The 18,476-nt window shown below is 61.1% G+C and carries 16 protein-coding genes; 11 read left to right on the top strand and 5 right to left on the bottom strand.

Annotated elements, in window-relative coordinates; all coding sequences use genetic code 11:
- Nucleotides 1-29 precede the first annotated feature (29 nt).
- Nucleotides 30-1,295, bottom strand: coding sequence for a DNA recombination protein RmuC (rmuC, locus tag ACTFPK_RS07115; RefSeq protein WP_439911371.1), 1,266 nt, complete (start codon nt 1,293-1,295; stop codon nt 30-32).
- A 194-nt stretch (nt 1,296-1,489) separates the two neighbouring features.
- Here rmuC and ACTFPK_RS07110 point away from each other — a divergent pair, with 194 nt between their 5' ends.
- The 6 genes from ACTFPK_RS07110 to ACTFPK_RS07085 all read left to right on the top strand — a co-directional run bounded on the left by ACTFPK_RS07110 (nt 1,490) and on the right by ACTFPK_RS07085 (nt 5,865).
- The gene (locus ACTFPK_RS07110) at nt 1,490-2,299 is read left to right on the top strand and encodes an SDR family oxidoreductase (RefSeq protein WP_284891042.1); all 810 of its coding nucleotides are present in this window, start codon (nt 1,490-1,492) and stop codon (nt 2,297-2,299) included.
- 84 nt (nt 2,300-2,383) lie between these two features.
- Nucleotides 2,384-3,463, top strand: a complete 1,080-nt coding sequence (ychF, locus tag ACTFPK_RS07105) for a redox-regulated ATPase YchF (protein ID WP_284891041.1) — start codon at nt 2,384-2,386, stop codon at nt 3,461-3,463.
- A gap of 19 nt (nt 3,464-3,482) precedes the next feature.
- Entirely contained in the window at nt 3,483-4,025 is a 543-nt protein-coding gene (locus tag ACTFPK_RS07100) for a GNAT family N-acetyltransferase (protein ID WP_087070465.1), read from the top strand.
- A gap of 52 nt (nt 4,026-4,077) precedes the next feature.
- Nucleotides 4,078-4,707 (top strand): GNAT family N-acetyltransferase, encoded by a 630-nt coding sequence (locus ACTFPK_RS07095; RefSeq protein WP_284891040.1) that lies wholly within the window; start codon nt 4,078-4,080, stop codon nt 4,705-4,707.
- Between the two features lie 58 nt (nt 4,708-4,765).
- Nucleotides 4,766-5,317: an NADPH-dependent FMN reductase gene (locus ACTFPK_RS07090; RefSeq protein ID WP_087070467.1), complete on the top strand. Its 552-nt coding sequence runs from the start codon at nt 4,766-4,768 to the stop codon at nt 5,315-5,317.
- Between the two features lie 11 nt (nt 5,318-5,328).
- Nucleotides 5,329-5,865 carry a methylated-DNA--[protein]-cysteine S-methyltransferase gene (locus ACTFPK_RS07085; protein ID WP_200807173.1) on the top strand — a complete coding sequence of 179 codons (537 nt, stop codon included), beginning with the start codon at nt 5,329-5,331 and terminating at the stop codon, nt 5,863-5,865.
- A 68-nt stretch (nt 5,866-5,933) separates the two neighbouring features.
- Here ACTFPK_RS07085 and ACTFPK_RS07080 read toward each other — a convergent pair whose 3' ends face one another.
- Nucleotides 5,934-6,548 carry an HAD-IA family hydrolase gene (locus ACTFPK_RS07080; protein ID WP_087070468.1) on the bottom strand — a complete coding sequence of 205 codons (615 nt, stop codon included), beginning with the start codon at nt 6,546-6,548 and terminating at the stop codon, nt 5,934-5,936.
- Nucleotides 6,549-6,765: 217 nt separating this feature from the next.
- Here ACTFPK_RS07080 and ACTFPK_RS07075 point away from each other — a divergent pair, with 217 nt between their 5' ends.
- Nucleotides 6,766-8,034 carry an amidohydrolase gene (locus tag ACTFPK_RS07075; RefSeq protein WP_439911369.1) on the top strand — a complete coding sequence of 423 codons (1,269 nt, stop codon included), beginning with the start codon at nt 6,766-6,768 and terminating at the stop codon, nt 8,032-8,034.
- 42 nt (nt 8,035-8,076) lie between these two features.
- On the opposite strand, the gene ACTFPK_RS07070 is transcribed toward ACTFPK_RS07075, so the two are convergent.
- The 3 genes from ACTFPK_RS07070 to ACTFPK_RS07060 all read right to left on the bottom strand — a co-directional run bounded on the left by ACTFPK_RS07070 (nt 8,077) and on the right by ACTFPK_RS07060 (nt 12,419).
- Complete coding sequence (locus ACTFPK_RS07070; RefSeq protein WP_087070470.1) at nt 8,077-8,946, bottom strand: DNA-methyltransferase; 870 nt, start codon at nt 8,944-8,946, stop codon at nt 8,077-8,079.
- Nucleotides 8,947-9,129: 183 nt separating this feature from the next.
- Complete coding sequence (locus tag ACTFPK_RS07065; protein WP_087070471.1) at nt 9,130-10,383, bottom strand: alpha/beta fold hydrolase; 1,254 nt, start codon at nt 10,381-10,383, stop codon at nt 9,130-9,132.
- Between the two features lie 35 nt (nt 10,384-10,418).
- Entirely contained in the window at nt 10,419-12,419 is a 2,001-nt protein-coding gene (locus ACTFPK_RS07060) for a potassium transporter Kup (RefSeq protein ID WP_087070472.1), read from the bottom strand.
- Between the two features lie 123 nt (nt 12,420-12,542).
- On the opposite strand from ACTFPK_RS07060, the gene ACTFPK_RS07055 reads away from it, so the two are divergent.
- From ACTFPK_RS07055 to ACTFPK_RS07040, 4 genes are all read left to right on the top strand, one after another.
- On the top strand, nt 12,543-12,839 hold the full coding sequence (locus ACTFPK_RS07055; protein WP_087070473.1) for a hypothetical protein: 297 nt from the start codon (nt 12,543-12,545) through the stop codon (nt 12,837-12,839).
- Between the two features lie 52 nt (nt 12,840-12,891).
- Nucleotides 12,892-14,400 (top strand): M18 family aminopeptidase, encoded by a 1,509-nt coding sequence (locus ACTFPK_RS07050; protein WP_234984469.1) that lies wholly within the window; start codon nt 12,892-12,894, stop codon nt 14,398-14,400.
- On the top strand, nt 14,393-16,078 hold the full coding sequence (locus tag ACTFPK_RS07045) for a class I adenylate-forming enzyme family protein (protein WP_087070475.1): 1,686 nt from the start codon (nt 14,393-14,395) through the stop codon (nt 16,076-16,078). Before ACTFPK_RS07050 ends, ACTFPK_RS07045 begins: the two co-directional genes overlap by 8 nt.
- Nucleotides 16,079-16,505: 427 nt before the next feature.
- Nucleotides 16,506-18,290, top strand: coding sequence for an ABC transporter substrate-binding protein (locus ACTFPK_RS07040; RefSeq protein WP_284891039.1), 1,785 nt, complete (start codon nt 16,506-16,508; stop codon nt 18,288-18,290).
- The last annotated feature ends 186 nt before the right edge of the window (nt 18,291-18,476 follow it).

Here is an 18,476-nt window from a genome sequence, read left to right as displayed (position 1 = left end):
GTTATCGTGCCATGTTTTGCCTCGCACTGCTACGGGACAATCCGTGTTTCGTGATCATCTTCGCCGTCGAGCGCTTCGCGCAGCCCAGCATCGTGGAAGCGTTTGACCTGACCTTCTTCCGCAGCAATGGTTGGCGGGGTAGAAAAATCGGCATCTAGGCTTTCCAGGCGGCGCGCGGTGACCAGTACGCGCGAATCGAAAGAGGAGAGCGCGGAATTGTAGTTTTTGACCGCTGAGGTGAGAGAGTTCCCGAGCTTTTCCAAGTGGCCGGCCACCACCCGGAGCCGATCCGTCATTTCCCGCCCGAGCGTAATAATATGTCCGGCTTCTTCACTGATCTTGCTGGAGGCCCACAGTGTTGCCACGGTGCGCAGCAGCGCCAGGAGCGAGGCTGGGGAAGCGGGGACTACCCCGAGGGCCAAGGCATCTTCCAGGAGCGGGGGATCTTCCCGCAGCGCCTCCGCGAGCAGTGATTCTCCCGGAAGGAACATAATCGTGAGCCGGGGTGACCCTGGGAAAAGTGCGGGGTAATCCCTTTTAGCCAGCGCGTTTACGTGGGAACGCACCGCCTTGGCGTGCTGTTTGAGGAGATCGTGGCGCCGCGCGATTTCCTCCGCCGTGGTAGCCGGGGCGGCCTGTGCCTGGAGCATAGCGGTGAGGGGAACCTTGGCATCGAGAGGGAGATGTGCGCCGACGGGCAAGTGGATAACCATATCCGGGCGCGAAAGCCCGGTACCGCTACCGTGCCCGCTGCCTGCACGTGAAGCAACCTGCTCGGAAAAATCAACGTGGGGGAGCATCCCGGCGGCCTCCACCACCCGGCGTAATTCCACTTCACCCCACATTCCTCGCGCCGAGGTGGAGCTCAGCGCCCCGCGCAGCGCCTGGGTGGCCCGCGCGAGATCTTCCTGGGTGCGGGCCGCCGCGGTGAGCTGGGTGCGGATTTCGGTGCGCTGTTCCCCTTGGAGGACCTGCACATCACGGACCCGCTGCTCCATCACCGTGAGCTGTTGGGTAATAGGTGCCAGGGAACGCAAAATGTTGTTATCTGTTTTAGCCCTGGCGATGAGCCCGTTATTTTCCTCCTCTAAACGATCCGAGCGGGCCTGGGCGGCCGCCAAGTGCGCCCGCACCGCCCCGGCATCGCGCTGCGCCTCCTCTAGTTGGTGGCGCACCCGCGCTAGCTCCCGCGCCGAAACTGCGCCACCCAAGCGCACTCGCGCGCTCAAGAAACCCAAGGCGAAACACGCGCATCCCACCGCGATAAGAGCACCTATAACAATCGAGATATCCATAGCGGTATTCAAACACCCGCCTACGACAGAAAAATGGGAGGGAAGCGCGCTGGCGTCGTCGCCCCTTGTTCCACGTGACAGACTTTGATAGCTTTCAAGGTAGCGGAACACAGCACATCTCATCACAAAAAATTAGGGCTAACGTCACCGCTGGTGGTGCCGTGAAGAAGCGGCACCGGGAAGAAAGGAACACCATGTCTACTATCGTTGTGACCGGAATGGGCTCGGGTATCGGCGCTGCCTGCGGGAAGATCCTGGAAGAACGCGGGCATACGCCCGTCGGTGTTGATTTGCGCGGGGCGGAATTTGACGCGGATCTATCCAGCCCGGAGGGGATCGCGGATGCGGTCGCTCGGGTGGTGGAAAAGTACCCGCAGATTGACGGTGTGATCGCGAATGCGGGAACCCAGAGCAATTCACCTCTCGATCTCAAAGTGAATTTCTTCGGTGCGCGCGACACCGTCCGCGCTTTCCTTCCCTACCTGGAAAAAGCGGAAAACGGGCGCGCGGTAATTACTGCCTCCTGCGCCAGTTTGCAACCCAGCGATCCCAAGCTTGTACAGCTGCTTCTTGATGATCAGCGCGAAGAAGCTCTCGCTTACGGCAAGGAACTCGCCGCGCAGGGCCCGATGCAGGGCTACGCGAATTACGCGTGCTCCAAGCGCGCTATTGCCACGTGGGTGCGCCGCGCGGCCGTGAGCGAGGAATTCGCCGGGCGCGGCGTCGGGCTCAATGCGGTGGGCCCGGGGGTGGTTGCCACCCCCATGACGAAAGAACTCCTCTCTACCGAGGAAGGGCGCAAGCAGGCTTTCGGTGCGCTGCCCGCCCCGTACCACGGCGCTTCGGAAGCTCGCGATATTGCCGATGCGCTCGTCTTCTTCGTGACCGGACTCTCGCGGACCATCACGGGGCAGATCCTGTATATCGACGGCGGTGCGGACGCAATTTTGCGCGGCGAAGATATTTGGCACGCCCCGAAATCCATGGACGCGCCCGCGCAGTAGTGCAGCACCTCGGTAGCGCTCCGCGCCACTAGCGTACGTCCGGATAGCAGCCCGCCCTCCTTTCTCTTAGCTAGAATGGAGGGCGTGGCTTTAACAATTGGTATTGCAGGACTTCCCAACGTCGGAAAATCGACCCTTTTTAATGCGCTCACGCGCGCAACGGTGCTCGCGGCGAACTACCCCTTCGCGACGATTGAGCCGAATGTGGGTGTGGTGCCGCTCCCGGATGCGCGGCTGACTAAGCTCGCCGAAATTTTCGGATCTCAGAAAATCCTGCCGGCGACGGTCGATTTTGTGGACATCGCCGGAATCGTGCGCGGGGCATCCAAGGGGGAGGGCCTGGGCAACCAATTCCTCGCCAATATTCGCGAAGCGGATGCAATTTGCCTGGTCACCCGCGCTTTCGCCGACCCGGACGTCGTGCACGTGGAGGGCCGCGTGGACCCGAAAGATGATATCGAAACGGTCACCACCGAACTCATCCTCGCTGATATGCAAACTCTGGAGAAGGCTATCCCGCGCCTCGCCAAGGAAGTGACGGGGAAGAAAACCCCGAAGGAAACGCTCGATGCGGCGCAGCGGGCCTACGCGCTCCTTGAGGCGGGCGAAGTGCTCTCCAACCACGCCGCCGAATTTGACGCGGATATCCTGCGTTCCTTCCAACTCATGACCTCGAAGCCCTTCATCTACGTTTTTAATACCGACGACGACGGCCTCGCTGACACCGCCATGCAGCAGGAACTACGTGACTTTGTGAAACCTGCCCAAGCCATTTTCCTCGATGCCAAATTCGAAGCGGAACTGGTGGAACTCAGCGAAGAAGAAGCCCGGGAAATGCTGGAGGCCACCGGTCAAGAAGAATCCGGCCTGGACCAGCTGGCTCGGGTGGGCTTCGATACCCTCGGCCTGCAAACCTACCTCACGGCCGGCCCCAAAGAGGCCCGCGCCTGGACCATCCACAAGGGCGATACCGCCCCGCAGGCCGCCGGTGTCATCCATACCGATTTCCAGCGCGGCTTTATTAAAGCCGAGGTGGTGTCTTTCGATGACCTGGTGGAATACGGCTCTGTGGCCGCCGCTCGTGAACACGGGAAGCTGCGCCAAGAAGGCAAAGACTACGTGATGCAAGACGGCGACGTGGTCGAATTCCGTTTTAATGTATAGGTAGCTCTTGGTAACGAGCGTGGGAACGAAGGTTGATACTGTGCTGCGCGCGGTGCGTGAGGGCGACGCCGCAGCTATTGTGGCGGCCTTCGCCTCCCATCCCGATATGATCCGGCAGGGCAATATCACGGATATGGCCGGTGCTCGCCGCTATATCGCGCAGATCTTGGAAAATCCCGATTCGCAGCTGGCCTGGGTCATCGCCCGGGAAGATAGCGATGAACTCATCGGTATGGTTCGTATTCACGCGGATGGTGATGAGAAAAGCGGGTGGTTGTCCTACTGGTTGCACCGCGATTACTGGGGCCGTGGAATCATGTCTAGAGCGGCGGCAACCGTCGCGGATTGGGCGCTGTGCGAGCGCGGGCTGGAACGCTTGGAACTCGGACACCGGGTGAATAACCCGGCTTCGGGAGGGGTGGCCCGCGCGGCGGGATTCCTCAAGGAAGGAACCGAACGCGGGAAATTTCTGATTAATGGGTGGCGTATCGATGTTGATTTGTACGGAAGGTTGGCGAGCGATCCGCTGCCTCATTACCGCCCCGTTCCGTATCGTGGATAACCAGCTCAGAACCTCTTCCCCTAAAAGTGTTTTTCGTTACACTTAAAGAGTTATGGATACCACGACACCTGAAGAATTTTCGGTGACAACCACGCGGCTGCGATTGAGGCTGCACCGGCCCGATGATGCGCCGTGGCTGCATAGTATTTACAGCCGTGAAGATGTCACCAGATACCTCATGACCGATGCCTGGAATCCCGAACGGGCGGTCAACGAAGCTGCCCAGCGCGCCCAGGCGCGGGATTTGCGCGGCCCGCAGGCCGCGCTCGCCGTCGTCATCGAACTCGATGCGCAACCCATCGGGGACGTGCGCCTGTGGATGACCGATCCGCAGCACGGCGTCGCGGAGATTGCCACCGTGCTCCACCCGGATTTCCGCGGTCACGGCTACGCATCGGAGGCTATGCGGGCCATGATTCGCTACGCCTGCACCCGGTGCGGAGTGCATCGCGTTGCTGCACAAATGGATGCGCGGGATCGGGTCTGTGAGCTTATGCTCCAGCATGCGGGAATGCGTAAAGAAGCGCATATGCGCCAGGACTTCTGGCTCAAGGGGGAGTGGACCGACACCATCGTCTACGCGGTGCTCGCCAGTGATCTGCGTGAAGGTGGTGGCGATGCCGAAGCCGAAGCGGAGGGTGTTCGCACCGAGCTAAAAGGGGAGCACCCCACGTCCGATTGAATGGTAAATGAGAGATTGGTAATCTGGGTGTCGCTCACCTAAACGAAAGGACACGTTTATGAAGATCGCCATTATTTCCGGATCAATTCGCGAGGGCCAGGCCACCGAGGGTGTGGCCCGGTACGTCGCCCAGCTCGCAGCCCAGCGGGCGGGGGAGGTCGCTTACGAACTCGTCAATATCAAGGATTTCGATATTCCGCTCCTCACCAGCCCCGTGGTTCCGGCTGCGGCCAACGGTCGCTACGATAATCCGGCCATCCAGCGCTGGGCCGATAAAATCAGCGAATTCGACGCCTTTATTTTCGTGACCCCGGAATACAACCACGGGGTGCCCGGGGCCTTCAAGAACGCGGTGGACGCGCTGGGCGTTGAATGGATGAATAAGCCGGTTGCTTTCGTGGGGCACGGCTCCATCGGGGGCGTACGCGCTATCGAGCAATGGCGCCAGATTACGGCTAATTTCAATATGCCAGCTATCCGTTCCGAAGTGAATTTCATGATGTTTGAGGACTGGACGGACGGCGAATTCACTCCGCTGGAACGCCGTGCGAGTGAGGTGGAAGCCGTGCTGAGCGGCCTCGAACACCGCACCGCCCAGGTCGCGAAGTAAAGAAACCTCCCGTGACACGTGCCTGCGCCGCAGCGGTATGGCGGACGTGCGATTCCCCACTGGGGCAGTTCGCCGTTGCGGCGCAGGCGCATGCGGTGATCGCGGTGGTGCTTCCCGGGTGCCCGGGCCCGCAGGCGGTTATCGAGATTGAGAATGAGGCCGAGCGGCGCCGGGCGGAGGAGCTTGCCGCCCGGGCATGTGCCCAGCTCACCGAGTATTTCGCGGGCGAACGCACCCATTTCCGGCTCCCTACCGATCTGCTTCTCACCCGCGGCCCCTTCGCGGCCCGGGTGCAGCGTGCCCTCGAGGAAATTCCCTACGGGGAGACCCGCTCCTATGGCCAGCTTGCTGCAATGGTGGGCAACCCGCGGGCGGTTCGTGCGGTGGGATCGGCATGCGCGCGCAATCCGATACCCATTGTGCTGCCCTGTCACCGGGTTCTTGCCGCGCGTGGCGCCCCGGGCGGGTGCGCGGGTGGGCTTGATATGAAAAAAGCGTTGCTACGGCTAGAAAATTCTGTTGTGGCTGAAACTGGCCTTACGTCCTGACAAGTCTGGTTATGCCAGAAAAACTCCCGCGCCGGTACAAACTATCGGGTACAAACTATGCCGCTAGCTCATGAGCCGAGGAGCGGGAGAACCTCCGCAAGATCAGTGATGCGATAATCAGCATCCGCCTCCAGCTCAATACCGGGAGTTTCCAGGAGAGCACCGGCCACTCCAACTTTATGTGCGGTCGTGATATCAATCGGCCGATCCCCAATAGCGAGGGTGCGGGCCGGATCTAGGTGGTGCTTGCTGAGCATATGGGTGAACATCGCCGGGTCGGGTTTGCGTGGGAAACCGTCCTCGGGGCAAACCATATCGGTAACTTGGAGTCCCAAGCCCTCCAGGAGGGTGCGGGCGCTCGCGCGATCCCGGTGCGTGACCACCACATTGATCCCGGGAACCGCGGCAAGAACATCACGCACATGGGCCATCGCGGGCGGCGGTGTGATTTTCCACGAGTCTTTCAATTCCTGTTCGCGCGCCCGAAACTCGGCTTCCGGAATCCCGAAACGGCGTGAAAGCTCGGTGATGGCTAGGTTGGTGGAGTGCCGGGTCAGGCGGGCAACTTCCAGGAGGGAAACCTCCTGACCGGAATCAAGAACAACCGCCTGCAAGGTGGCATCCACATGCGGATAGGTATCCACCATGGTTCCGCCCATATCCCAAATGATGTTGTGGAACATAATCCTCCTCGCCCGGGCGCTGCCGCCGCGTGTACCGGCACCTTTTGGCTCCGCTTACCGGTACACCTCGCCTGCACACTCCCTCCAGCCTAGCCAGTCACCGCCCCGACCTGCCACGGACGTTCGGCGCGGCTGTCGATCCCGGCGCTAAAATAAACGAGGTGAGCGGACGCTTGCGCACTCTGCGCCACGGAGGCGCCCGCACCGCTAGCATCGGATGAGAGGGAACGCCGTGCAGTATCTTCCGGAGGAATTTCGCCTCAGCGCTTCGGACCGGGCCACCATGATCGGTGATTTCCAGTATTTCCACGCCAATCCCGAGCTCTCTTTCCAGGAAGTGGAGACCTCGCGGGCTCTCCGGGGACGCCTGGAAAACCTCGAACTTTCCGGTGCGATCACCCGTGAGATTATCCCCGTGACCGATACCGGTTTTGCCTGCGTGCTGCGCAACGGTTCCGGCCCGGTGGTGGGCTATCGCGCTGATATGGACGGCCTGCCCGTTGCCGAACGTACCGGCCTGAGCTATGCCTCGCGGGCCACCGGAATTGATGCGTCCAGGAAAAATGTTCCGGTTATGCACGCCTGCGGGCACGATTCCCACATGTCGATCGCGCTCGCCTTGGCCCGGGCCTTTGCGGCCCATGCGCAGCTGTGGCGCGGTACCATCGTTTTTGTTTTCCAGCCTTCGGAAGAAAACGGTCTGGGGGCACGCGCCCTGGTGGAGGCCGGTCTGTGGGAGAAAGCTCCGCGCCCGCAGGTCATGTACGGCGGGCACGTGGTGCCACGCCCGGCCGGCTGGGTCAATCTTCATCCGGGTGGAGTGCTGCCCGGCTCGGACGGTTTCGAAGTTATTGTGCACGGGGTGGGCGGGCACGGCTCGCAGCCCCATCGCGCCGTCGACCCTATTGTGATTGGTTCGGCCATTGTTACCCGCCTGCAAACAATCCGTTCCCGCATGACGGATCCGGACCGCAACGCGGTGGTGAGCGTCGGCGTTTTCCAGGCCGGCAGCCAGGACAATATCATTCCGGACACCGCGCGTCTGTGCATCAATACTCGGTTCCGGGATGAGGAAACCCGCGCAATAATCAATACCGGTATCGAGCGGATTATCCGGGCCGAAGCGCTCGCGGCCGGCGCCCCCGAACCTCTGATCCGCCAGATCCGCCAGGTAGATGCCACCGTGAACGACGACGCAGCTGTTGCGGCCTTGCGTGAGGTGATCGGTGCGGAACTGGGGGAGGAGAATGTGGCCAGCGAAACTTTCGGTTTCAGTGAGGATTTTGCGGTCCTCGGGCAGAGCGCCGGTGCGCCTTCGGTATTCTGGCTTTTCGGTGGTTTTTCGCCCGCGCAGCTCGACCCGGCGCACGGGGAGCCCGCCTCGAATCACTCCCCGGATTTCTACGCGGATCCGGAGCTTGCCCTGGAGCCTGCTTATCGGGTAGGTGCCTGCGCCCTCTATTCCCAGGTGCGTGTCGATTCCTGAACTGCCTCTACGGCAATATCCGGAGGTAGTTTCGGATGCGCGCTACTTCCAGCTGACCGCCTCGCCATCCCATTCCCCGAACTGTACCTCATCGGGGAAGCGGGTGCGCATCACCGCGATTGCTTCCGGATTGGCGTCAATGAGCAGGAACTGGCGGTCCAATTCATGCGCCGCGGCTCCGGTGGTACCTGATCCGGCAAAGAAATCAAGGACGCGGTCCCCCGGGCGAGAAGATGCGGTGATAATCCGGCGCAGAATCCCCAGTGGTTTTTGGGTGGGGTAGCCGGTTTTTTCTTTTCCGGTGGGGGAGACGATGGTATGCCACCACACGTCTGTAGGAAGTTTGCCGCGTGCTGCCTTTTCCTTGGTGACTAATCCGGGAGCCATATACGGTTCTCGATCTACATCTTCCGAATTGAAGTAGTAGCTGGCCGGGTTTTTCACGTACACCAAAATAGTGTCGTGTTTGGCGGGCCAGCGTTTTTTCGTGCGAGCGCCGTAATCGTAGGCCCAAATAATCTCGTTGAGGAAACATTCCCGCCCGAAAAGCGCATCGAGAAGCACTTTCGCGTAATGTGCCTCCCGGTAATCAAGATGGAGATAGAGCGTTCCCGAATCGGTGAGGAGCCGCCAGGCTTCTTCCAGGCGTGGTTCAAGAAAACCCCAATATTCGGCGAAGCTATCATCGTAGCCGAGTACCCGCTCCACGATCGTTTCGTAACGCTGGCCCTTGAAACCGATACGATTCCCGGTGCTGGAACGCCGGGTCACCACCGTGGAGCGGCGTTGGGTGCGGCCGGTATTAAAAGGCGGATCGAGGTAAATAAGCTGGAATGATTCAGCCGGTAAGCTCCGGAGAACCGGTAGGTTATCTCCGAACACCACAGCATCCGTATCCGCATTATTCCACATCTGCGTATCCTCACTTTCTTACCGCCGGCCGCCCGCGCGCGGGCCGGCCACTATTCCTGGAGCGCACGTCCCGCGCCCAGTTATCTGGAATTTCCGGACAACTGGGCACCGTGCGGGGTGTTCGGTTAGTGCAGCTCAGCACGCCCGGCTAACCCCGCCGCGGGGCGTTCCTGGCGCGCATAGTTAGCGCAGCCGCGTTCCATCCGCCAATTCAAAGAGCGTGCGCAGCACCGCCCCGTTACTGGAACGCAAACCGCTGTGCTCATGAGTGGAAGTTACGTACCGGTGGATCCCAGGAAGCAGTGCCCCCGTTTCCAACGAGAACTCCAGGGGCACATAGGCATCATTCACGTACACAGCAGCCGCACCGCGCGCGCCTGATTCCCGCAAAGCATCCGGGAAGTAGAGTTGAGGCCACTCCCAGGTGGCCAGCTTCTCAACTACATCCTTCCACGGTTGGAATGCCGGCACGGTATCCGCCCATTCCGCCCACACATGTTCACCGTAGAGAAGCGAAGTATCGGTGCGGAAATCCTCCGGTTGGGTACGCTCCGCGCTCCAATCGGTGACCACGCCGTCCGCGTAGGAGGATTCGTGCAGCACATAGTAGAGCGGGTTACGCCCATCAAACGGCATGGCCGCGGCCAGGTCATAACGGAAAGCGGTGGAAGCCGGATCCTTTTCCAGCAGGTAGTACAGTTCCCGCCACCCGTTATCCGAACCGAGAAGGTGCCCGAGGGAACGCAGCCGCGAAGGTGAGACAATTTCCCCGGTGGGTAATTCGATGGAGCCGCTACCGGCCAGATCCACCAGCTCCCGTACCCGATCCCGATGCGCGGGGAAGCGCCGGTAGTACTCTGCACTGTGCTCCCGCATCTTTTCCCACGTGAGGGAATAGACATCATCAGCGCTGTGGCGCACCGCGGTGAGCCCGCCGGTGAGGAAAGCCTGATCGATATGTTCGGGCGCGACCGAGAGGTAATGCACGGTAGTGAAACCACCGAAGGACTGCCCGAGCAGGTTGATTTTCTCCACGCCGAGCTCGCGGCGCAGCGCTTCGCAATCGCGCACAATGCCGTCAGCGCGCAGGTGGCTGAGATATTCGGCCACTTCCGCGGCGCTTCCCGTGCTCAGGATATCTTCCCCAACGGGTGTGGAGCGCCCTGTACCGCGTTCATCCACAAAAACAACCCGGTAGCGTTCCAGGGCCACATTTAGCCAGGAGGGTTCCAGCGGGGACAGGCTGGGCCGCCAGGCTTCATAACCGGGCCCGCCCTGCAGGTAGAAGAGATAAGGGAGGGATTCCCCGCCCGGGCGGGTGGCGATGCGAGCAAATATATCAATGGTGCGCGCATCTTCCCGATCCGCGGTGAGCGGCACCGTGAGGCTGAGTTCATCGAGGCGAAGCTGCTCGAGGTAGTGCGTTGTTGTCGTCATACTAGGAACGCTACCAGGCGCTTCGACATTAGTAGCTACACGATGACCTCGCGGGAAATCTCCACGGTGCGATCCGCCGGGAGACTCCTCACCCAGGCCGGCGATGCGGAATGGCGCGCGATCCGCGCAAAAAGCCAGGCTTGCCAGCGAGCCAATTGCGGAAAATCACCGGTGGCGGCAGAGCTCGTGGTGCCCGGAGCTGCGTCGTCGTTCTTCCCACGCGAGCGTACCCCCAGGTGGCTGAGCACCCACTGGGCCTCGCTCAGCTTCCAGGAACCCCACCCGTATTCGTGTTGCGCCCATTCCAGATCAGCCGGAATATTGCGGATATCCATGAAGCCGTAACGCATCGTGAGGTGTACAACGCCTTCCACGCGCGGGCTCACCTGCGTGCGGGTAATGCGTTCGGCGCGCTCGATATGGGCCTGCGGGGCCGTTTTAATGGAGAGAATAATAACGTGGTCGCGCAGACTGCGATGTAGCGCGGTGGTAGCCCGCAAAGCCGCCGGAACCGTGGTAGCGAGGGAATGCGGATAGATCACGGTACCCGGAACACGCCGCAGCGGATTTTTCTGCAGCTGCGCCGCGAACTCCGCGAGGGTACCTTCGGTTCGGGCCCGGGTAGCTGCTACCACTGCCTCCCCGCGCCGCCAGGTGAGCATAACGACCATAAGAACGAGGGCGATGAGCAGGGGGAGCCAGCCGCCGGTTACCAGCTTTGCGGCATTAGCGGCGAAAAGCGGAACTTCCACCACTCCGAGCACCACAGCCAGCGCAGCGCTTTGCCACCAGCGCCAGTGCCAGCCGATCACCGTGAGGGCTAAGAGCATGGCGGTGGTAAGAAGGAAATCGGTGGAGACCGCCAGCCCATAGGCGGATGAAAGCCGCTCCGAATCGCGGAAAATCACCACGACGGTCGCTACTGCGGCCACCAGCAGCCCGGTAATATCCGGCAGGTAAATCTGCCCCGCCCCACTCGCGGAGGTATAGCGAATCCGCAGGTGCGGCAGGTATCCCAACCGGGAAGCCTGGCGGGCAATGGAATAGGTCCCCGCGATCACCGATTGCGAGGCGATCACCGTGGCGCCGGTGGCCAGCAGCGTGAGTACCAGGGCCCACTGGGAAGAAACCAGATGGAAGAACGGATCGGCAATGGCCTCCGGATGCTCGAGCAGCAGTGCACCCTGCCCCAGGTAGTTACACACCAGTGCGGGCAGCACCACCGCGAACCACACCGCGGAAATGGGGCGCCGCCCGAAATGGGCGATATCGGCGTAGAGCGCTTCGGCACCCGTCACCGCAAGCACGACCGCGCCCATGGCGAAAAAACCGATGGCCGGGTGGCGAGCCACAAAAGTGAGGGCCTCATGCGGGGAAAGTGCCGCGAAAATTTCCGGATGCGCGGCAATATGCGGGAGGGCGATGAGAGCCAGGCCCGTGAACCACAGCAGCATGAAGGGCCCGAAAATAACGCCAACCCGCCCGGTACCGTAGCGCTGCATCCAACCCAGGGTGAGAAGAATCACCAGTGCGATGGGCACAATGAGGGTGGCGGGGAAGGTCGGGAGCGCCACCCGGATACCTTCGATAGCGGAAAGCACTGAAATGGCCGGGGTGATAACGGCGTCGCCGAAAAAGAGCGCCGCTCCGAACATGCCCGCTACCGTGAAGAGCGCGGCAGCCCGCGGCCGCCCACCGCTGAGAGTGCGCAGCAGGGTGGCGAGGGCAATAATGCCGCCTTCGCCGTCGTTATCCGCACGCAATACAAGAATGACGTACTTGAAGGACACGATAAGAAGGAGCATCCACACCACCAGGGAGATCACTCCGTAAATCGAGGCGTCCGTGAGCGGAACGGCGCCGCCATGCACGGTGAAAACCGCGCGCACAACGTAGAGCGGACTGGTCCCGATATCGCCGAAAACGACGCCGAGAGCGGCCAAACCAAGACCGGCCCGGGCCAGAGCCCCGCCACTGTCGGCACCGTGTTCTCCACCGTCACGCCGCAACGACGCAGCGCGAAAAATTTTTGTCATGAGCGGGAATCCTAGCTACCTTCGCTGACGAAAAAGCATGGAAAAGGTCCGGTGTGATGTTCTAGTCACCCGGTGTACCATCGTCCCAGGAAGCTAATCGTTGCGGTGAGGAGTTCAATAACAATGGAAACGGTGAACGGCGGCACCCAGCTCGCCACGAGCGGGGCGCAGGTCCTTGCCTGGGTGGTTATTAGCGTTTTGGTGCTGGCCCTGGGAATGCTTTTGCTTTTCTTGGCACGCCGCCACGCGGCGCGCGGCACCATGGAAGTCACGCCGGCAGAGGTTGCGGCCGGTGCCGTCGTGGAAAATGACGGTGCGGGGAACGACGGCGCAACTGAGGCCGCCGGCGGGCCTGGCACCACCGGAACCGATCCCGCGGGGGATTTCTGGGATTCCCCGGAGGGTAATTCGCGCCCCTAACCGCTGAAATAACGAGGCCGGGGTGCCCCGGCGGTCACTAGACTGGGAGGCCATGAGTATGTCTGAGTTTGCCGAGTCCACGCCTGATACCGCGCAGGCGGATACCGCGCCGGTGGATCCAATGCGGGTCCGGGAAGGTACCGCCGCTGATCACCACGCCCGCGGATACGCGCAGTTCATCGCGGAATCTCCGTCCTCCTACCACGCAGCTGCGCAGCTCGCGCGCATTCTGGAAGCACACGGTTTCACCGAGCAGCGCGAAACGGATGCCTGGGAGGCGCGCGGGGCGCGCTATGTGCGGCGCGGTGGGGCATTGATTGCCTGGGTGAGCCCGCGAGGTGCGGGTTCCGGTGAACTAGCGCCGTTCCGAATCCTGGGTGCACATACCGATTCACCCAGCCTCAAACTCAAGCCGGCCGGCATTTCTCGTCACGGGGGCTACACCCAGGTCGATATGGAAGTGTACGGCGGGCCACTACTCAATTCCTGGCTTAACCGTGACCTTGGCCTGGCCGGGCGTATCACGGATATGGACGGTCGGGAATACTTGGTTCGTACCCCCGCCTGCATGGTGATCCCGCAGCTCGCCCCGCACCTTATTTCGGGTAACCGCGATAGCCTCACCTTGGATCGCCAGCAGCATCTCCATCCGATTGTTACCGGGGCGTGCGGGGATGCCGGGGTGGAATCGGAGCTCGGCGCCGATACCGATAGCGATCTTTTTGAAACCCTGGCGCGCTATGCGGAGCCGGGCCCGGAGGGCCGGGAAACGCCCGGTGCCGAATGGATCGGCTGGCATGATATCTACGCATATGATGTTGAGCCGCCGCGGCGCAATGGGACGTACCTATCCGCCGGGCGTCAGGATAATTTATCCTCTGTATATGCCGGCCTTCGTGCGCTCCTCGATGGGGTGGCTGCGGGCGTGGGGAATGACGCGACTCTTCCCTACTTCCCAGTTTTCGCCGCTTTCGACCACGAAGAAGTCGGTTCGGGAACCACCAGCGGAGCCAGCGGGCCCTTCCTGGAAACCGTGCTGACCCGCATCGCGGAAAGCTTCGGGGTGCGCGGGGATAGCTGGTACCGGCTACTGGCGCGTTCGGCCTGCATGTCTGCCGATGCCGGGCACGCTCTCAACCCTAATTACGCGGAGTATTACGACCCGGATTCCGCCCCGCGCGCCGGTGCCGGCCCGCTTATCAAAATGAACGCCCAGCAGCGTTACGCCTCCGATGCCGAATCCGTCACGCTCGCTCTCCGGGCGGCTAGTGATGCCGGCGCTGCTTACCAGTTCTTCATTTCCCGGAATTCCATTCCCTGCGGCACCACCATCGGCCCGCTGACGGCTACTCGCCTGGGTATCACCACGGTGGATGTGGGCGTACCCCTCCTGTCCATGCACTCGGCGCGCGAGCTCTCCCACGTGGATGATCTCTACCAGCTGCGTCGCCTCATTCGCGGTTTCCTTTTCGGGGAGCACGCAGCTGATATGCCGGATGCGGATCTCGCGGATACCGGCGGGGGAGCGGGGTCGGGCTCAGAAAGTGAGAGCAATGAGTAGCGTCCCCGTCACGAACGTTGCCTATCTGCTTGATCGCACCGCTTTCGCCAACCCGGATCGCCCCTGTCTCTTCTATGACGCCACCGCCCTGACGGTCGGTGAGGCCCGCGATATCACCTCCCGCCTCGCCCAACTTTTCGTCCAGGCCGGTGTCTCACACGGGGACCGCGTTATGATCGTGGCCCATAATTCTCCCTATCACTATCTGGTTGCGGTGGCCTGCGCCCGCATCGGTGCGGTTTACGTTCCGGTGGACGCCCGCCTTCACCCGGTGGAGATTCAACGCCTCGTCGATTTTGCGGCCCCGCGCGTTCTTATCGCATGCGCGGAGATAGGCACCGCCGGCGCCTTCACCTCCACGGGAACTCTTATTCATTTTGTTATCGACGACGACGTCCTCGCCCCACCTTTCACTCCCGCCCTCACCAACGGCTATATTGCTCTGAGCGCGGCAACCGGGAGTTTCACCGCTGATTTCGTTGCCGATGGCACCGCCGGTCATCCCGCTTTTAATACCGAGGGATACCCGAGTGGGGTTGCCGTTATGATGTTCCGGCCCGCGCCCCCGGAAGCGCCCCGAGCCCTCGAACTTACCCATGACAATTTGTGGTGGGCGGATCGTATTTTCCATGATGCTCTGGGCTACGGGCGTGATGACATTTTCTTACACAGCGCTCGATGTTCCTCTATCGCCGGGTTCAACGGCGGCACGCTCTTCCACTTCGCGCGCGGGGGCCGCATTGTTATTGCGCGTACTCCCTCTCCGGCCGGCCTGCTGCACCTTATTGAAGAACGCCGGGTCACCACCATGTTCGGCACCCCCACCACCTATTCTTTTATGCTCGACGACGACACCTTCGTCGCCCGGGATCTTTCCAGTCTTCGCTACGCCTTCGTGGGCGGAGCAGCGGTACCGCCCGCTCTTATGGGGCGCCTGGATGCCGCGGGTCTACATCCGCTGAATATATGGGGGTCTGTGGAAACAGGCGGCGTCGGCCCGTATCTTCCCACCGCGCGCGTGGCACACAAGGCTGAAACGGTGGGGCGTGCCATGCCCCACGTGGAGATTCGCTTGGTGGAGCCGGGTACCGATACCCCGGTGGCACCCGGGGAAAGCGGAGAAATGCAATTACGCGGACCGAGCATTTCGGCCGGATACTGGCACGGGGAGAATTACCAGCGCTCCTCCTTCGCGGGGGAATGGTTCTGCTCTCAAGACCACGCGCGGGTAGATGCGGATGGATATATCACTCTGGTTGCCCGGGTCACCGATACCATCAAAACTGGGGGAGATACCGTTCACCCCGAAGAAATTGAGCGGGTACTCCACCAGTACCCGGGAGTGCGTTCCGCCCTGGTCACAGGTGTGCCAGATCCGGTGTGGGGCCAGGTGGTGGGCGCCGCCATTGTGATGGATTCCCACGAAGCCCGTCCCGAAGATTTCGCTACCCCGGATCCGGTAACCGGCGGTTTCGCGGTGGTGCCCCAGAGCCTACCCGTGCCCAGCCTTGATCAGCTCAGGGCTTTTGCTGCCCAGGCGCTCGCCTCCTTCAAACTCCCGCGCCTCCTGGTGGTGCTTGATGAGCTTCCGGTGGGCGATGACGGGAAGGTGTCCCGGGCGCGGCTGCGCGATCTCTTCGGGCACGGTACTGCCGCGCCCGCCCCCGCGGCGCCCTAAAACAGTGCTTATCTCATTGCTGGAATGATTTTGAGAAAAACTATCTCACCATATGAGATATACCTGGCGTGAGACGTGACTCCTTCCGGGGGTGGTTCTATCGGGATCCTCGCCCGTAAACGGCTCTATGCTGCGATTTTCTCCAATTTTTGCAAGCGTGAACATTTGCACATGAAAAAACACTGAGCCTAAACGTAAAGAAATCGTCAAGACTCGTGTAGGCTTTTTCCATGGTTAGAGCGGTGGCGCTGGCTATCCGCACAGGATGTCAATGCGTGTTCCATCCTGTGGAGATCGTCAACGCACCGGATTCCTGAGAATCCGGCACCGCTTTTGCATATTCCACGCGCTCACGGCGCGAACATGATCACTCCGTACCGGGGGACTGCCCCCGCGGCACGGAAACAGTCAATGAGGAGGTTCCTTCGTGAAGAAGACCGCTTATCCCTTGGTGGCCGGAGCAGCCGCGCTTGCTCTGGTCATGACTGGTTGTTCCTCCAACGGCAAGGGTGGCCCCACCCAGGTCGAAGGAAATGTCAACCGGACCGCTTCGGTTACCATCGGTGCCGATGAATTCCTGGGCTACAATGGCTTGACGCCCACTACCTACAGCTCGGCCAACTCGCTTGTTGTTGATCGCATGATGCCCGGATTCGGCTACTACTCCGCCAATGGCGAGTGGAAGCATGGCACCCCGCTCGGTGACTATGAAATGGTTTCCGAGAACCCGCTCACCGTGAAGTACACTTTCAACGATGATGCTAAGTACCAGGGCGGCGAACCCATCACCTGTGAAGATGCCTACATGGACTGGGTTAGCCAGAACCCGAAGTGGATTATGGATGGCCAGGCCGCTGCAGGCTCCGATGAACCGCTGTTCAACCACGTATCCAGCCCGGATACCTACGCGGACGGTGTTCCGGAAGGCCCCCAGTGCAATGCGGGTGACCGTTCCTTCACCATCACCTACGCCGCTCCGAATCCGGATTGGCAGCTGGTTGTTTCCGGTCCGCTTCCTTCGCACGTGGTAGCCAAGAAGATCGGTATCTCCAAGAAGGAGCTCTTCGAGGCCCTCAAGAACAAGGACTTTGCGACCGCCAAGAAGGCCGCTGAATTCTGGAATAACTGGAATTCGCCCACCCCGGGCCAGCTGCCCGCCGCGGAAGATGCGCCGTCCTTCGGCCCTTACACCCTCAAGGAAGGTGGTTGGGAAGCCGGTCAGTACATCACCATGGTTCCCAATCCGGATTGGTGGGGTGAGAAGCCCGGTCTTGATGAACTGGTAATCCGCTTCATCCCGCCGGAAGGCCAGGTTCAGGCCCTCGCCAACCAGAACGTCAATGTTATTGAACCGCAGGCCACCAAGGACACGCTCGATGCACTCAACGGCACCCAGGGCGTGACCGTCCTCGAAGGCAACACCATGATTTGGGAGCACTTCGACTTCAACTTCGGCCCCGGCTCCGTCTTCGCTAATGACAAGGGTGGCCTCGCGCTGCGCCAGGCCATGGCCTACTGCATCCCGCGTCAGCAGATTGTTGATTCGCTCATCAAGCCGCTCAACGCTAATGCTGAAGTCCTCAACTCGCGCGAATACTTCCCGGATAACCCCGAGTACAAGGAAGTTGTGGCGGCCTCCTACAACGGTGAATACGACACCGTGGATATCGAAAAGGCCAAGGCCAAGGTTGCTGAATCCGGTATCGCCAACCCGGTGGTCCGCATTGGATACAACCAGCCCAACCAGCGCCGTTCTGATGAGGTTGCCCTCGTGACCTCCTCCTGCGCCCAGGCCGGTATCACCGTCCAGGACGTCGGAGCCCAGGGCTTCATGGCCCCGGGTGGTGGCTATGAGAGCGGCGACTTCGACATGGTGCTCTTCGCCTGGTCCGGCTCCGGCCAGATTGTTTCCGGTGCGAATATCTACAAGTCCAACGGTGGCCAGAACAACACCTCGTATGCTAACGCCACTGTTGATACCGAATGGGACAAGGTTTCCTCCAGCCTGGATCCGAAGGTCCAGAAGGAAGCCAAGAAGGTGATTGAGAAGGAACTGTGGAACGACCTCTTCGGTATCCCGCTCTTCACCCACCCGGGTATTGCGGCCTACACCACGGGTATGGAGAACGTTGAGCGCAACGTCACCCAGTCCGGTATTGGTTGGAACGCCGAAAAGTGGGGCTGGGGCTCCGCTCCCGCCAAGGCTGAGTAATCAGCTCTATGCATAGGAAGTAATAGTTATTTTCTAGCTGCACCGGAGGGGCCGCGCTTGCGGCCCCTCCGGGCGTGCAGTCTCATGCGGCCTTCCTGTGTTACATCCCACGTCCCATTTCGTCTGGAAATGCTTATGTACTATAGTCACCGAGTAAAATTGTCCGAACCGGCGCCCATCGGCACA

The organism is Actinotignum sp. UMB0459 (assembly GCF_051905915.1).
In the GTDB taxonomy this organism is placed as follows: Bacteria; Actinomycetota; Actinomycetes; order Actinomycetales; family Actinomycetaceae; genus Actinotignum; species Actinotignum sanguinis.
The sequence above is the reverse complement of the archived record's forward strand: the minus strand, read 5'-3'. Positions and strand labels throughout refer to the sequence as shown.

Bases quoted from the DNA above. Each gene is read 5' to 3' on its own strand.
- rmuC (WP_439911371.1), bottom strand. From the start codon at position 1,295: ATGGATATCTCGATTGTTATAGGTGCTCTTATCGCGGTGGGATGCGCG.
- ACTFPK_RS07110 (WP_284891042.1), top strand. From the start codon at position 1,490: ATGTCTACTATCGTTGTGACCGGAATGGGCTCGGGTATCGGCGCTGCC.
- ACTFPK_RS07095 (WP_284891040.1), top strand. From the start codon at position 4,078: ATGGATACCACGACACCTGAAGAATTTTCGGTGACAACCACGCGGCTG.
- ACTFPK_RS07090 (WP_087070467.1), top strand. From the start codon at position 4,766: ATGAAGATCGCCATTATTTCCGGATCAATTCGCGAGGGCCAGGCCACC.
- ACTFPK_RS07080 (WP_087070468.1), bottom strand. From the start codon at position 6,548: ATGTTCCACAACATCATTTGGGATATGGGCGGAACCATGGTGGATACC.
- ACTFPK_RS07075 (WP_439911369.1), top strand. From the start codon at position 6,766: ATGAGAGGGAACGCCGTGCAGTATCTTCCGGAGGAATTTCGCCTCAGC.
- ACTFPK_RS07070 (WP_087070470.1), bottom strand. From the start codon at position 8,946: ATGTGGAATAATGCGGATACGGATGCTGTGGTGTTCGGAGATAACCTA.
- ACTFPK_RS07065 (WP_087070471.1), bottom strand. From the start codon at position 10,383: ATGACGACAACAACGCACTACCTCGAGCAGCTTCGCCTCGATGAACTC.
- ACTFPK_RS07060 (WP_087070472.1), bottom strand. From the start codon at position 12,419: ATGACAAAAATTTTTCGCGCTGCGTCGTTGCGGCGTGACGGTGGAGAA.
- ACTFPK_RS07055 (WP_087070473.1), top strand. From the start codon at position 12,543: ATGGAAACGGTGAACGGCGGCACCCAGCTCGCCACGAGCGGGGCGCAG.
- ACTFPK_RS07050 (WP_234984469.1), top strand. From the start codon at position 12,892: ATGAGTATGTCTGAGTTTGCCGAGTCCACGCCTGATACCGCGCAGGCG.
- ACTFPK_RS07045 (WP_087070475.1), top strand. From the start codon at position 14,393: ATGAGTAGCGTCCCCGTCACGAACGTTGCCTATCTGCTTGATCGCACC.